General features: G+C 39.0%; 15 protein-coding genes. 2 read left to right on the forward strand and 13 right to left on the reverse strand.

Going from position 1 to position 14,461, the window contains the following annotated elements:
- Nucleotides 1-200: 200 nt before the first annotated feature.
- Nucleotides 201-833 carry a hypothetical protein gene (locus tag G611_RS0106995; protein WP_028243006.1) on the forward strand — a complete coding sequence of 211 codons (633 nt, stop codon included), beginning with the start codon at nucleotides 201-203 and terminating at the stop codon, nucleotides 831-833.
- On the opposite strand, the gene G611_RS0107000 is transcribed toward G611_RS0106995, so the two are convergent.
- The 9 genes from G611_RS0107000 to G611_RS0107040 all read right to left on the reverse strand — a co-directional run bounded on the left by G611_RS0107000 (nucleotide 777) and on the right by G611_RS0107040 (nucleotide 8,764).
- Entirely contained in the window at nucleotides 777-1,361 is a 585-nt protein-coding gene (locus G611_RS0107000) for a manganese efflux pump (protein WP_028243007.1), read from the reverse strand. The genes G611_RS0106995 and G611_RS0107000 overlap by 57 nt on opposite strands.
- A gap of 120 nt (nucleotides 1,362-1,481) precedes the next feature.
- A complete protein-coding gene (locus G611_RS0107005) occupies nucleotides 1,482-2,054 on the reverse strand; it encodes a TetR/AcrR family transcriptional regulator C-terminal domain-containing protein (protein WP_028243008.1) in 573 nt (190 codons plus the stop codon).
- An 8-nt stretch (nucleotides 2,055-2,062) separates the two neighbouring features.
- Nucleotides 2,063-2,308 carry a hypothetical protein gene (locus G611_RS0107010; protein ID WP_028243009.1) on the reverse strand — a complete coding sequence of 82 codons (246 nt, stop codon included), beginning with the start codon at nucleotides 2,306-2,308 and terminating at the stop codon, nucleotides 2,063-2,065.
- A 1-nt stretch (nucleotide 2,309) separates the two neighbouring features.
- Complete coding sequence (locus tag G611_RS0107015; RefSeq protein ID WP_028243010.1) at nucleotides 2,310-2,882, reverse strand: HdeD family acid-resistance protein; 573 nt, start codon at nucleotides 2,880-2,882, stop codon at nucleotides 2,310-2,312.
- Between the two features lie 3 nt (nucleotides 2,883-2,885).
- A complete protein-coding gene (locus G611_RS0107020; protein ID WP_028243011.1) occupies nucleotides 2,886-3,773 on the reverse strand; it encodes a DegV family protein in 888 nt (295 codons plus the stop codon).
- 166 nt (nucleotides 3,774-3,939) lie between these two features.
- The gene (locus G611_RS0107025; RefSeq protein WP_196801548.1) at nucleotides 3,940-5,460 is read right to left on the reverse strand and encodes an alpha-N-arabinofuranosidase; all 1,521 of its coding nucleotides are present in this window, start codon (nucleotides 5,458-5,460) and stop codon (nucleotides 3,940-3,942) included.
- A gap of 49 nt (nucleotides 5,461-5,509) precedes the next feature.
- Complete coding sequence (locus G611_RS0107030; RefSeq protein WP_028243013.1) at nucleotides 5,510-6,379, reverse strand: carbohydrate ABC transporter permease; 870 nt, start codon at nucleotides 6,377-6,379, stop codon at nucleotides 5,510-5,512.
- 1 nt (nucleotide 6,380) lies between these two features.
- Nucleotides 6,381-7,277 (reverse strand): carbohydrate ABC transporter permease, encoded by an 897-nt coding sequence (locus G611_RS0107035; protein ID WP_036948544.1) that lies wholly within the window; start codon nucleotides 7,275-7,277, stop codon nucleotides 6,381-6,383.
- 62 nt (nucleotides 7,278-7,339) lie between these two features.
- On the reverse strand, nucleotides 7,340-8,764 hold the full coding sequence (locus G611_RS0107040) for an ABC transporter substrate-binding protein (protein ID WP_028243015.1): 1,425 nt from the start codon (nucleotides 8,762-8,764) through the stop codon (nucleotides 7,340-7,342).
- A 406-nt stretch (nucleotides 8,765-9,170) separates the two neighbouring features.
- Here G611_RS0107040 and G611_RS0107045 point away from each other — a divergent pair, with 406 nt between their 5' ends.
- Nucleotides 9,171-10,091, forward strand: a complete 921-nt coding sequence (locus G611_RS0107045; protein ID WP_028243016.1) for an ArsR/SmtB family transcription factor — start codon at nucleotides 9,171-9,173, stop codon at nucleotides 10,089-10,091.
- Between the two features lie 33 nt (nucleotides 10,092-10,124).
- On the opposite strand, the gene G611_RS0107050 is transcribed toward G611_RS0107045, so the two are convergent.
- The 4 genes from G611_RS0107050 to G611_RS0107065 all read right to left on the reverse strand — a co-directional run bounded on the left by G611_RS0107050 (nucleotide 10,125) and on the right by G611_RS0107065 (nucleotide 14,420).
- Nucleotides 10,125-10,373 carry a DUF6171 family protein gene (locus tag G611_RS0107050; protein WP_028243017.1) on the reverse strand — a complete coding sequence of 83 codons (249 nt, stop codon included), beginning with the start codon at nucleotides 10,371-10,373 and terminating at the stop codon, nucleotides 10,125-10,127.
- Complete coding sequence (locus tag G611_RS0107055; protein ID WP_028243018.1) at nucleotides 10,366-11,313, reverse strand: family 43 glycosylhydrolase; 948 nt, start codon at nucleotides 11,311-11,313, stop codon at nucleotides 10,366-10,368. The genes G611_RS0107050 and G611_RS0107055 overlap by 8 nt, the downstream gene beginning before the upstream one ends.
- Nucleotides 11,314-11,332: 19 nt before the next feature.
- Nucleotides 11,333-12,859: a glycoside hydrolase family 43 protein gene (locus G611_RS0107060; RefSeq protein ID WP_155942265.1), complete on the reverse strand. Its 1,527-nt coding sequence runs from the start codon at nucleotides 12,857-12,859 to the stop codon at nucleotides 11,333-11,335.
- Between the two features lie 220 nt (nucleotides 12,860-13,079).
- Nucleotides 13,080-14,420: a butyryl-CoA:acetate CoA-transferase gene (locus G611_RS0107065; RefSeq protein WP_028243020.1), complete on the reverse strand. Its 1,341-nt coding sequence runs from the start codon at nucleotides 14,418-14,420 to the stop codon at nucleotides 13,080-13,082.
- Nucleotides 14,421-14,461 lie beyond the last annotated feature (41 nt).

Consider the following 14,461-nt stretch of genomic DNA (forward strand, 5'->3'; position numbering starts at 1 on the left):
TCCGCCCTTCGATGCCTTCATTCAAAGTCTGAAGGCTAATTATTGACATGACTTATCTATTAAAATAAACTTAAATTAGAGCTGCTGCAAATGTAGTGAAAACCATGCAGATTACAACAACTACTAAGATAAATCCAGCTATAAGCTGATGTTTTTTACTTCTTTTCATAAATATACCTCACATAATAAAGGAGAAACCAATGGGCTTTCCAATTTTACCATTTTTCTTATTATTCCTTGTCTGGCTAACATTCAGAATCAAAAGCTTAGATGCCAAGCAGCAAAAGCGCGAAGATGAATTCTGGGCTAAAGAAAAAGCCGCTAATGTTACCCCTGCAAAGGATATATCTAACCTAAGATATATTACCATTCCAATAGAGAAATTTCCATTAAATTTTAGTGATGATGAAAAAGTTATTGAAATCGAAAAAGAACTTGAAGAATTGTCTACCCACAAGCTTTTAAACCTTTCTGGTGTTTCGAATACTGACTTAAAACTCACTTATGGCGTTCCTAATTTCGAAACAATGAGCCAAATTGGGGAGGATTTTGATAGAGTGTGCGTTCTATTAAACGCTTACGCAAAAGCTCTTCTTGAAGCAGGACGAGATGATGATGTGGTTAATGTGTTGGAATTTGCTGTTGGCGCTGGCACTGATATTAGCGAATCCTATATCATGCTCGCCGACCAATATAAAAAACGCTCACAGACAGAAAAGCTAAGTTTCCTTCGTGAGCGCATTTCAAACAGTACCCTACTGTTAAAAAATTCTATTTTAAATAATATCAACGACTCTGCTGAGGAGAATTTCGATACCTGCAGCCCAGAGTAATAATGCACCTGCTACATAAGCTATGGTCTTCTTTTCGAAGCCAAAGTGCATGCCTGTGTATAAACCGCCTAATACAACAAGTACTGATATCGCAAGGAAAAGTGCAATTATCTGCCAAACTGTATTTCCAACAAGTCCGCAGGCACAGCCAGCTGCAGCTGTATAAAAGCTAGAAACAATAACGATTCTAATATAATCAAATACGATTAATGCTTCTCTACGTCTTTCCTGAATAAATTCTCTCTTTAACGCCTTTAATATTAGTCTAATTCCAAGAAGGGCAAGAACGATAACAGCCAGCACCTCGCCTTGCTTAACCGGGTTAGCAATATATCCATTGACTGCTAACAATCTGCATATTACATATCCGCCAAAATAAAAAACCAATTCTGATGCTGCAACAACTGCACTGGCAACCACTATTGTTCTCTTTTTAAGCTTAGCAATCATTGCCCCCTGTATTTCCATAGCTGCAAAAACATCTAATAATATACCCGCTATAATTAGCAGGTTTTCCAACCAAGTCATACTTATATTTACTCCATTCTTTTACACTTTGCTAAATAATAATAGCTCAATACCTATCTACTTGAAATATTCAAATATGAAGCCATGTTCTATTAAAAGCTACATTAATTCAAATTTGTATTATTGCTTTTCATTAGTGATAACTTCCATGATAGGACTTCTGAAGATTTTGATGTAAACATCTGCCAGTTCTTCAACAGGCACATTCATGCCTCGCTTAATCCATTGAATAGTTACCCAGCTTATGGAATGTGCTAAAAAGTCTGCAACAAGCTCTTTCTTGAGCCATTTATAATCAGCCATTGCTGCAAGTCTTTCAACATCGATGTATTTAAGTACTGCTTTTGCAACACATCTGTTGTAAATCTCGTTAAAGGAGTTCTGCCCCTCAAGGGCTGCTGCTCTTTTGTAAAATTCCTTCTCGTGCTCCATGGTTGTAAGAATAAATGTAACTCCCTCCTTCAACATTCCATTTGAAAGAAGTGGGTCAACTGGTGCAAACAATTCGTTTACCGTAATCCATTCCAGTAGTTCGTATTTATCTTGGAAATGATTATAAAATGTAGGTCTAATCACTCCCGCTTTATCTGTTATTTCTTTTATTGTAATCTTATCAATCGGCTTTACTGTGGCTAGCTCCTTTAAGCTTTCAGCCAACACAATGTCGATTGCATTTTGTGATTGATTGTTCATAGTTCTCCTTAAGAATCTTGATACTCAACTGTCACATAGAATCCCTTAGGGGTCTCCTTAATATCTACTACCTTTCCTTCTGTCTTACCGTTTTGGGTTTTAACTCTCTCCAAGGTAGTATAATTAGCGGACATAGCATAGGACCTTCCTAATACATAATAATATGAATTAGAAAGGGCATATTCTGTAACTGGTAGCACATCTCCTACTTCAAGGAGTCCAGTGCGCTCCATTTTAAATTCCATCTGTCTCATATTAAATATCTTCCTCGCGGGTAATGGTTCCATCAACTACAGAGCCTGTAGCTTTTCTAACAGAATGGACAATTCCAAAATCTGTAATACCATCCCAAATAAGCATGATGCCTATTATTCTTGTAGCAAGACTAACTACCTGAAATGCTGCACCAATGCAGATAATTCCAAAGAGTATATTAACAGCCGCAAGTACAAAGCTAATCCAAAAATTAGAAGCCTTCGCTCTGGTAGCCTCAACCGCCATTCCTAAGTCCTGTACACCATGGATTACAAGAATTACGCCGATTGCAATTGGAATGATGCTTATTATCTTACCTGAGTCGTTAAAAAGCCAAATACCTACGATAAGTATCATCATACCAACAGCTATTCCAAGAGCATTATCTACGCCATGCTCAATAAGCTGATTTACAATAACAAATATTCCTGAAAGAATAATTATAGCTGCTATCACCTTGCTTATAGTGGCTAAGCTTTCAACAGGAAATACTAAAAGCAAAATCCCGATGACCATCGTAAAAATTGCAGGTATTGTGATGTTAAGTCTAAACTCTTTAATCTTATCTTTCATGACTTATTTCTCCTTTTTGTTACCCCAGAATCCTATAGCAACTGTACCAGGGCCAGTATGTGCACCAATAGTAGGACCAATATCGAAAATACGAACCTTTTCCTTCATGTTAGGGAAAGCTTCTTCTAACATATCTGCTACTTCTTTAGCATCTTCGTAACAAACAGAGTGAGTTATGAACATGTTCTGGTCATAATCTGCACCGTTTTCAACACGTTCCTTGATGGCTGCAAGACAAGCCTTTTTAACCATCTTCTTTCCACGACACTTCTGTCTAGGAATAAGCTTACCTTCGTCATTAATGTTAAGAAGTGGGCAGATGTTAAGAGCTGTCCCAAACCATCCAGAAACCTTTGAAATTCTTCCACCTCTGATGAAGAAGGTAAGGTCTGTTGTAAAGAACCATGTGTTTTGATTCTGGATATGTTCATTAGTCCAGTTTACAAGATCGTCAAAGCTCATTCCTTCATCACGAAGTGTTGCAAGCTTATCCATTAAAAGAGCGTAACCTGCTGATGCTGTTAAGCTATCAATAACAACTATCTTTCTGTCAGGAAACTCCTCTGAAAGCTCTTCTGCTGCAATACGTGCAGAATTAATAACACCCGAAATACCACTTGATAATGTTAAATGAAGAACATCTAATCCTTTTTCAAGGAAGCCTCTAAAGTATGCTGAAAATTCTTCTGCATTAACCTGCGATGTTCTTGTCATAGCTCCGTCTACCATTCTCTGGTAGAAATCCTTAGCCGAGATAGATTTAAACAAATCATCTGTATATGCCACATCATCTAAATAATAATGAAAGCAAATGTGTTCAAGATTTTTTTCCTTTAAGTATTCTTCTGTAGTATCTACAGTAGAACAACAACTGATAACATATTCTCCCATAATATTACCTATTCTTTCTATATACTATAACCTGTTTGAGTATACCCCAAACACCTATTTCAATGCAACCTTTCAAATTAACACCTGATATATAACAAATAAGCCGGTGAATTGCTTCACCAGCTTATTTTGATTTATTATATGGAAGGATTTATGAAAAAGAAATTTACTTTGTTAAGCGGATACTAACAACTGAGCACTTAGGGAGTGTAACTTTGATGCCTTCAGCTGTCTTTGCGTAATCCTTGAATTCCTGTTCTTTAACAACCTCTGGGTTCTCGAATGTGTTATGTGCAGCCATTGAGCCTGTAACATAAACAGCTTCGCAAACATTATATGAACCGCCGTCCTTTGTAAGCTGAATTTCTACATCATCTGTAGCCTCAAGAGAGTTGTTTGTAAGTGTAATTGTGATAACACCGTTCTCATCCTCAGATACTGATTCGAATACCTTTGGAAGCTCATTCTTTCCAGAGCCAACTGTACCGTTTTCAAGTAAGTCACTACCAAGAAGTGTTGCACCCTGGTGATGGCGGAACATTTTAAATACATAGTAGGTAGGGGTTTTAATCATCTTCTCGCCATCTGTAAGCATTACAGACTGAAGAACGTTAATCATCTGTGCAATACATGCCATCTTTACTCTATCAGCATGCTTGTTGAAAATGTTAAGGTTCATACCAGCTACAAGTGCATCACGCATTGTGTTCTGCTGATATAAGAATCCTGGGTTTGTGCCTGGCTCTACGTCTGTCCAGATTCCCCACTCATCAATCATAAGGCCAATCTTCTTTTCTGGGTCATACTGATCCATGATTGCACCATGCTTGTTGATAAGCTCTTCCATGAAGTAGCTACGCTTAAGTGTCTGGTAGAATACTTCCTCTGTGAAATCTGTAGCGCTTCCCTTAAAGTTCCAATCGTCCTCTGTCTCAGGAAGTGTATAATAGTGAAGTGAAAGGCCATCCATAAAGCCGTGGAACTGTGCTGGTGTATGGTCGAAGCAAGTATCAAGTACTTCCTTTGTCCAGTGATAATCATCTACATTAGCACCACATGCAATCTTTGCGATAGGCTTGTTTCCATTGTAGTTTCTTACATATGTCTGATAACGTCTGTACTCATCTGCATAGTGCTGAGGACGCATGTTTCCTCCGCAGCCCCAGTTTTCGTTACCAACGCCAATATAATCTACTACCCATGGCTCCTCGTGACCATTAGCCTTACGAAGATCAGCCATTGGAGAAACACCATTGAATGTCATGTACTCTACCCATTCGCTCATTTCGCGAACAGTGCCAGAGCCTAAGTTAGCATTTACATAAGTCTTACAGCCAAGTTGTCTACAAAGCTCGAAGAACTCATGAGTTCCGAAGCTGTTATCTTCTACAACACCGCCCCAGTGAGTGTTAATCATCTTCTTGCGGTTTTCCTTTGGACCAATTCCATCCATCCAGTGATACTCATCTGCGAAGCATCCACCTGGCCAGCGAAGTACTGGAACCTTCATCTCTTTAAGAGCTTCTACTACATCTGTACGCATACCATTAACGTTAGGGATGTCACTGTTTTCGCCAACATAAAGTCCCTCGTAGATGCAGCGTCCTAAGTGCTCAGAAAAATGTCCATAGATTTCTGGAGCAATTGTGCTCTTCTTGTTTTCATTGTTGATTACTAATTTTGCCATATTCTCTCCTTTAGTCCGCCATTTAATCAGCCAGTGTGTGAATTAATTTTTATCCCTTAACCGCACCTGCTGTCATACCATCGATGATGTACTTCTGGAAAATGAGGAAGATTATAAAGATAGGTAAAATTCCGAACATTGATCCTGCGATAAGTACATCGTAGTTGTTGCCGTATGGTGTTAAAAGTGTATTAAGTCCGATTGGAAGAGTAAACTTCTCTGCTCCCTTAAGTACAAGAAGTGGCCAAAGAATAGCGTTCCATGCACCCATTGCGCTAAGAATACCCATTGATGCAAAGGCTGGCTTTGCAAGTGGAAGGATGATTCTTACAGAAATACCATACTCGCTACATCCGTCGATACGTGCTGCATCAAGCAAATCCTTTGGAAGTCCTGAAAGGTACTGTCTAAAGAAGAAGATAGTTGATGCTGAACAAAGTCCGATGATAATAACACCTACATAAGTATCAACAAGCTTGAGTGCGATGATTTCCTTATATAATGGAAGCATAAGGATTTCAAAAGGTACCATCATTGTTGCAAGCACTATTGTGAAGAGAGCATTTTTAAATCTGAACTCATACATTGTTAATCCATAAGCTACAAAATAGCAAATAATAAGTGTAAGTGCTACCGAAATAATGGTAATTAATAACGAATTCTTGTACCACATGAAATATTTAATACTGTCGGCATTTCCGCTGAATAAATATTTGTAGTTATTAAGATTCATTGTAGATACATTCAAATCTACAGAAAGTCCTCTACGAATAAGTTCTGTACCAGGTCTGAATGATGCAAGTAAACCTGCGAAAACAGGAAATATAATAATGAAACAAAGGATAGCGAAAAATCCTGTTCCAAGTACTGTGCCTACTACTCTTTTAGGAGAGCTAGCCATAGTCTTTTGCTTTGCCATATTAATCCTCTCCCTTCTTGAATGTACCGTTCACGATAAGCTGTGCAAAGTTAATAATAAGAGCTACTACAAGAAGTACTACACCTACTGCACATGCGTATCCCATATCGTTCTTTTCAATACCACGCTTGTATAAGTAACCTACAATTGTAAGACCGATGTTGTTTGGTGATGAATTTCCCGCCCATAACATATATGACTCAAGGAACATTGCAAGACCAGCGTATACTGAAATTGTAAGAACGTAAACTGTTGTAGGCTTAAGAAGTGGAAGTGTTACATACTTGAACTTCTGCCATCCTGTTGCGCCGTCAATATCGGCAGCTTCATATAATGAAGTATCGATTGATTTAAGACCTGAAAGGAAATAGAGCATATTTACACCTGTCCATCTCCAGCAGGCTACGATTAAGAGGGCGAGCATACCTGACCAACCCATCTTTAACCATTTATATGTTCCAAGGCCTAAAGCCGCTGTAATCATGTTCATCTGACCTGTTGTATATTCTGTAAACATCAGGCGGAATAATGTACCAGAAATAACTACTGATGTTAAAGCTGGCATGTAAAGAATTGCCTTCCATACGCCCTTAGCTTTTACTAAATTGCTATCAAGAAGAACAGCAAAGAGCATTGGGAATGGAATAAGAAGGACTAATGTAAAGAACATGTATTTAACGCTGTTCCATACCGCAATATGGAATACATTATCCTTAAGAAGCTTTGCATAGTTAGCAAAACCAATCCACTCAGATTTAATTGCTCCAATATCCTGGAAACTCATTGTGAAAGCTGTGATAAGTGGGTAAACCCAGAAAATGAAAAAGCTTAAAATAAAAGGTAAAACAAATACATATGGTGCCACCTTTTGAGAGTATAAAAAGTTCTTGATTTTCATAATGCACCTTTCTCCATTTTTAAAAATAGGGATGCCTGCCTAGGCCGGCATCCCGTAAAAAATTACTGTTCCATATCTATCGCATCCTGTGCCTCTTGAAGGGCGTCATCGATTGAGTAGTCTGGATCTTCAAGTACCTCGTTAAGTGTTGTTGTGCAGAGATACTCATTGATTGTTGGGCTGATAGATACAACTGAAATCTTACCAATGTTATCCATTCCGATATCGCTTAATACATCGTATGGATAGTTGATAAAGAACTGGTTGTACTGGTTGTTATCATCATGAGCGAATGCTTCATCATCCCAAAGAGCTGTGTTACATACATCAAATCCAAGTGTATCCCAGATGTGCTGCTCACCAGCTTCTGACATCTTAGCCCAGCATGTAAACTCTGCTGCAAGCTCCTTGTTAGCTGACTGCTGTGTTACAACTGTACCTGTACCACCAATACCTACAGAGCACTTCTGTCCCTCTTTGAATACAGGACACTTAGCGATATACCAGTTACCCTTTTCATCAGGCATGTAGTTTGTGAAACGTGACATATACCACATTGCCTTAGGGAATGAAACAATGTTTCTATCCATAATGTTCTGGAAACCAGCTTCAAGGTCAACATGTCCATCTGGAGAAACCATTGCAAATCCTGACTTTAACCAAGACTGCTGCATTGAAAGCATTTCCTTAACTGAATCAAGCTGAACGTTTGCTGGATTGTCGAATCCGCCTGTCCAATCATCACCGTACTCAGCCATTGCAAGCCAGAGCCAATCAACTCCGCCTGTATCAACTGATGTAAAGTACTTTGTATCATCTCCTAAAGCTGTAAGGTACTCATTACCAAGTGCTTCGTAATCTTTCCATGTCTTAACTGCATCAATCTTTGCAATTACTTCATCCTGGCTAAGACCCATTGCCTCAGACATTGCTGCAACATTGTAATACATTACTGTTGCACCTACGTGATATGGAGCACCATAGTAGTTGCCATCTTCACCCTGATATGTTTCCATTCTTGCAGGAACCATTGTATCAAGGTAATCCTTAGCGTAATCGTTAAGTGGTACAAGCCACTGATCAAGACCTTCAACTACGTTAGGGAACTGACCAACCTCTACATCACAGATATCTGGAGCACCTGTGCCAGCCTCAAGAGCTGTAAGAAGCTTTGTATGCATATCACCATATGGATATGTTGTACATGTAATTTCGATTGTGTTGTCTGGGTGTTCCTTATTCCACTCCTCTGCCATAACACCGTAGTGCTGACCGTGAAGTTCAACGAATGTCCACATTTCAAGATGTGTTCCGTTTGGAGCACCAAATGTGTTTGTTACTACCTCTGACTCAGCTGAATCTTCAGCTGTTTCTTCTTCAGCAGCATCTGGATCTACCCCACCTTCTGATGCTGCTCCGCCACAGCCAACAAATAAGCTAGCTGCCATTGATGTGCAAAGTAAAGCACTAATCAACTTCTTCTTCATTCTTCTCCTCCTTTTGACTAAAGAATTGATTATTTAATAATTGCTAAGAGTCTTTAATTTGTAGTAAAATTGACAGAGGCTTGTAAGCCAATCTCACTGCTTTTCGTAAAACTCATCAACGATTATGTAATTATTATAAATCCCCTTTGTGATAAGTCAATAAATATTTTAGGTTTATCTAAAGTATTTTGGATATTCTTTTATTATTCACAATTTCGACATATTGTTTTTGTTGATTTTTAACAATTGATTTATTAATTATTGCTATAAAGCTATTTTGATATGTATAAATTTACTTTTTACTAAAATAATCATCTAGTTTAATCACCGTTTTATTGACAGTATATTGGAGAAAATTTATAATAAAGGAATAATATTTTAGAATAATTTAAAAAGGAGCAGTGTCATGATTCACATCACTTCACTGGATGATGGTCTTGAATTATTTAAAGCCTTAGGCTCTGACGTACGAATCCAGATTTTAAAAATACTATTAGAAAATGACCACATGAGCATGAATCAGCTTGCTACTGAATTAAAGCTTTCAAATGGTGCTCTTACAGGTCACATCAAAAAATTAGAAGAATGCGGCCTTATTTCTACTTCGAATGAATCTGCCAGCCATGGCAATTCCAAGATTTGTTCTGTAATCCAGGATAAAATCGTAGTAGAAATCGAAAAGCCAGAAGAGCTTACAAACGCGTTTACTACAGATATCAAGGTTGGACAGTTTTCTAAATATGAGATTTGCCCTACTTGCGGCCTAGCTAACAGCCAGTCTGTTATTGGTGAAATCGATGACAGCAGATACTTCAGTCATCCAGATCACTTCAACGCAGATATTTTATGGTTCACAAAAGGATATGTTGAGTACTCTCTTCCAAACCTTATACCTAGCAACAACCAAATCACTCAGATATCTATTTCCTTTGAGATTTCATCTGAGGCACCAGGCATTGATAACAACTGGCCTAGCGATATAACCTTCTCTCTTAATGGTAAAAAGCTTGGCATGTGGACCAGCCCTGGAGATTTTGGTGGTGACATCCGAGGAATGTTTACACCAGATTGGTTCCCACCTAACTGGAATCAATACGGCTTACTTAAGCTTCTTGTTGTTAACAAGCACGGTACATTTATTGATGGTCTACAGATTTCAGATATCACTATCGAGGATTTAGATTTAGCGCAGGGTGCGCCTCTTGATTTTAGAATTGCAGTAGAGGATGATGCAGAACATATCGGTGGTGTTACACTCTTTGGAAAGACCTTCGGAAATTATGGACAGGATATACGAGTTGCTATCAATTACTGTCCTATAAAATAATAAACCTTCCCCCTCTGGGGGAAGGCTTTTTTTTTACCATTTTTTCTTCGGGCAGCGGGATACTTTGGCTGTGGCGCGAAGCTCTACGTAGCAGCCGCATGCCATGCAGGTGCCTTCGTTTAGTTTATCGCAGGACTTGCATATATCCAGGCGGCTTTCATATTCTTCATCGCTAACTATATCTTCTGCCTTTAAAGCCGCCTTGTATTTTTCTATCATAGATGTGTCTGCATCTATCATATCTCTTAGCAGACATCTGGTACAAACTCGATTATTAATCATAACTAAATACTGGTTTTCCATCCTGCCACTTAAACTTCATAAGCATTGTATGGCGATTAGGATTGTAAAGTGGGTCTCCTACTATTTCTGTTTCTGTTCTGGCATGGTAAACAAGAATATCGTTACCATCCTCATCTACAGTAAATGAATTATGGCCTGGTCCATATACAACATGCTCTTTAGAAGACTTAAGTACTGGATAGCGTTCCTTTTTCCATGATAATGGATCAAGTAAATCGCTGTCTTCATCTGCTGTAAGCATACCCATGCAATAATTCACACCTGTATCGCTGGCTGAATATGTCATAAAGATTTTGCCATTACGCTTTATTACTGATGGACCTTCATTTACCCAAAAACCATGACGCTCCCAGTCATAATCAGGAGTTGTAAGTAATACCTGATCTGTTTCAAGGGTGTAGCCGTTCTTCATGCGGGCAATGTAAAGATTAGAAATCTGCTTACCTACACCAGTCTTCTCTGCCCAAATGTAATACCAATTTCCATGATTTTCAAAAACTGTAGCATCAAGTGAAAATGACTCAAATGAGAACTCATCTGTTTCTGCTCTAGTCATTTTACCTTTTTCAATCCATGGGTCACGCATTGGGTCGTCGCCCTGACATTCTAATACGTATGGACGAATCTTCCAGATATCCTCCATCTCGCCGCCAGCATAATAAATATACCATTTTCCAAAAAGGAAATGAAGCTCTGGAGCCCAGATGTGCTTAGACATTGGGCCAGATTCATGCTTATGCCAGATTTCAACTTCCTTTGCTTCCTTTAAACCTTCAAGTGTTCCGCTGCATCTTAAAACAATTTTGTCGTATTCTGGTACTGAAGCTGTAAAGTAATATTTACCATTTGTATGTTTGTAAACATATGGATCTGCGCGCTGCAAAATCCAAGGTTTGTTGTATTCAAAAAATTTGTCCATTTTAATTATTTTTCTCCTTCTATTCGTATTTTACTCCCCAAACAGATTCATTGCCGCCTACTGCTGAGAATGTGAACACATCTGTGCCAGCTTCATCCTTCATCTTGCAGAAGACTCCACTATAATCTTTGTCGGAAAGTGAAATATGCATGTAGTAGGTATTGTCCTTCATAGTCCAGGTTCCTGATACCTCTTCTCCTTCCACCGAACCATCTGCATTTAAATAGATGATTCTTGGATTTGCAATTTCATTAGAGATATCTGTACCTTGGTTGATAAAGTAGTATCTTCCTACCACATCATCCTTGCTATAGCCTGAATCAGAAACAGTCTCCCCCTGTGTCTGATATGGTAAATCGCAAGGCCAGCCTTCTTCATTCATTAGCATCTGATGAACTCTTGGAGAATGATTCTCTGTACCATCATTAAATCTAGTGTGATAAACTACATACATTTTGCCATCGTCATCTATAAAAGCTGAATTATGACCGGTTGCCATGTATGCTTTATCCAAGCTAGGAAGCTTGTAGTTACCTGAAAGCTTTAGTCCAAAGTTTTGGTGCATGGCACTCTTAGTAGGGTAAGAGCCATTCATATCTACATATTCTCCATCCACTGTCTTTGAACGGAATACTCTGATTTGGTATCCACCATTGCTGGTAAGACCGCCGTAGGAAACAAACAGATAATAGTAATCTGTTGCCTCGTCATACATAATGTAAGGTCCTTCTATAGAAATATGACCGCCACCTAAAAGCTTCTTTCCAAAGTAGGCATCCACATTGTTCGCTTCATCAGCTTTAGGATGTATTACAAGACCAGTTGTAGGGTCAATCTCTAACAGATAAATACCGCCTGACCATGAGCCGTAAACCATCCACATCCTATCATCCTTGTCATAGAACACTGTTGGGTCAATGGCGTTTGGGTAATCCTCATAGTTATAGGCGCCACCCTTAATGTAATGCTTTTTCACATAATCGGTTTCTACGTAATCTAGCACATCTGTTGATTCAACATTCTTGCTGGTAAAGCCTGAATAGATAAGTGAGCCCTGCCATTCAAATGGTCCCTCTGGCGAAGTGCTTGTACCAAAGCAAAGATTAGATGCATTAAAGGTGCTAGAGCAACAATAATACATGTAATAAAGCTTTGTTGTTTTGTTGTAGATAACATCTGGTGCCCATACATGGGTTCCACCATCATCTGTCTTAATAATACTGTCCTTCGAACCTGCAAAATTAAATGCATCGTCAGCCACATCATAAATCTGACCATAAACAGGATTTGTTTTCCTATATCCATCTGCAATGGTCTCCCAATTAAGTAAATCGGTACTCTTAGCAGCTGTCATGTGAGAACCGTATATGTAATATGTTCCGTCTACTTCTAATATGGATGGATCATGGACAGAAACGCCCGAAGATACGTCGCCTGTGGCGATGCCATCATAGCTAACTGTGAAATTTTTGTTTTCAGAACCTGAGCATGCCACAAGACTTCCCATCATAGAAACTAACAGAACACATGAAACAAATTTCTTCATGCTTCTTTCTTCCTCCATTTTGTCTTATTGCCTAAGCATCAAGCCCCTAATATATGCTTAAGCCTTTTGGTCGAAATATAACCTACCAAAAGTCTAAAAATAATATATCAGATTTGTTTTAGATATACAATAATTATTTCAGTATTATTTAAAATAAATGTAAGGCATAAAAAAAGAGCTCTGCGGTAACCGCAAAGCTCTAAACATGTTTATATTAAGATTATTTATTAGATCTTCTCCAGATGTGCATCTTCTCAGCCTCAGCAATAAGCTCATCTCTGAAATCAGGATGTGCAATGCTAATAATCTTTTCTGCACGCTCCCAAGCTGAAAGACCCTTAAGGCAAACCTTACCATATTCTGTAACAAGATAATGTGTGTTAGCACGTGTATCTGTAACAATAGAACCATCTGCAAGTGTAGGACGGATACGGCTCTTAACTGTGCCATCCTTTGTTGTGAATGTAGATGAAAGACATACAAAGCTCTTACCACCGTTTGAAAGATAAGCGCCAAGTACGAAGTCAAGCTGTCCGCCTGCACCAGAAATGTGCTTTGTTCCAGCTGACTCAGCATTAATCTGACCATATAAATCTACATCAACGGCGTTGTTGATAGAGATGAAGTTATCAAGTGCTGAAATCTGACGGATATCGTTAGTGTAATCAACAGGTGCGCTCATAAGCTCTGGGTTCTCATCCATGTAATCGTACATCTTCTTTGTACCAGCACCGAAAGCGTATGTCTGACGGAATCTGTCGATGTTCTTCTTAGAACCGTTAATCTTACCAGCCTTTGCAATATCTACGAATGCATCAACGTACATTTCTGTATGAACACCAAGATCCTTAAGGTCTGAATCAGCAATCATAGCGCCTACTGTGTTAGGCATACCACCGATACCAAGCTGTAAGCATGCACCGTTTGGAATCTCCTCAACGATAAGCTTAGCAACAGCCTTATCTACATCTGTAGGAGTGCTTGCACCACCCATCTCTGAGATAGCTGGGTTGCTGCCTTCTACAATTGCATCAACCCTTGAAATGTGGATGCCTTCCTCAAAACCGCCAAGGCAACGTGGCATGTTCTCGTTAACTTCTACGATGATGTGCTTAGACTTTTCAACTGCAGCCATAAGATGTGATGCGTTAGGACCAAAGTTGAAATATCCATGATTATCCATTGTTGTTGTCTGAATCATAAGAACATCGTTTGGCTCGATGTGCTCACGATAGTATCTTGGAAGCTCAGAATATCTGATAGGTGCATAGTATGAGCAGCCTCTTGCAATAAGCTTACGCTCGATACCACCCATGTGCCATGAGTTCCAGCAGAAATGCTCGCCTGCATCTTCTCTTTCGAAGATAGCTGGAAGCTTCATTAAAATACCACCACGAACCTTAACATCACGTAACTCATCTGTACGTGCTGCAAGTGCCTTATCAAGTGCGTCTGGTGTACCTGTACACCAACCGTAATCTACCCAATCTCCGCTCTTTACTACCTTAACAGCCTCTTCAGCTGTTGTGAGCTTGCTTTTGTATTCAGCCTGAAAATCCATAATAAACCTCCGCTCGTTAAAAAATTATCAATTTATTATAT

This window comes from Pseudobutyrivibrio ruminis AD2017 (genome assembly GCF_000424305.1).
GTDB classification, from domain to species: Bacteria; Bacillota; Clostridia; order Lachnospirales; family Lachnospiraceae; genus Pseudobutyrivibrio; species Pseudobutyrivibrio ruminis_B.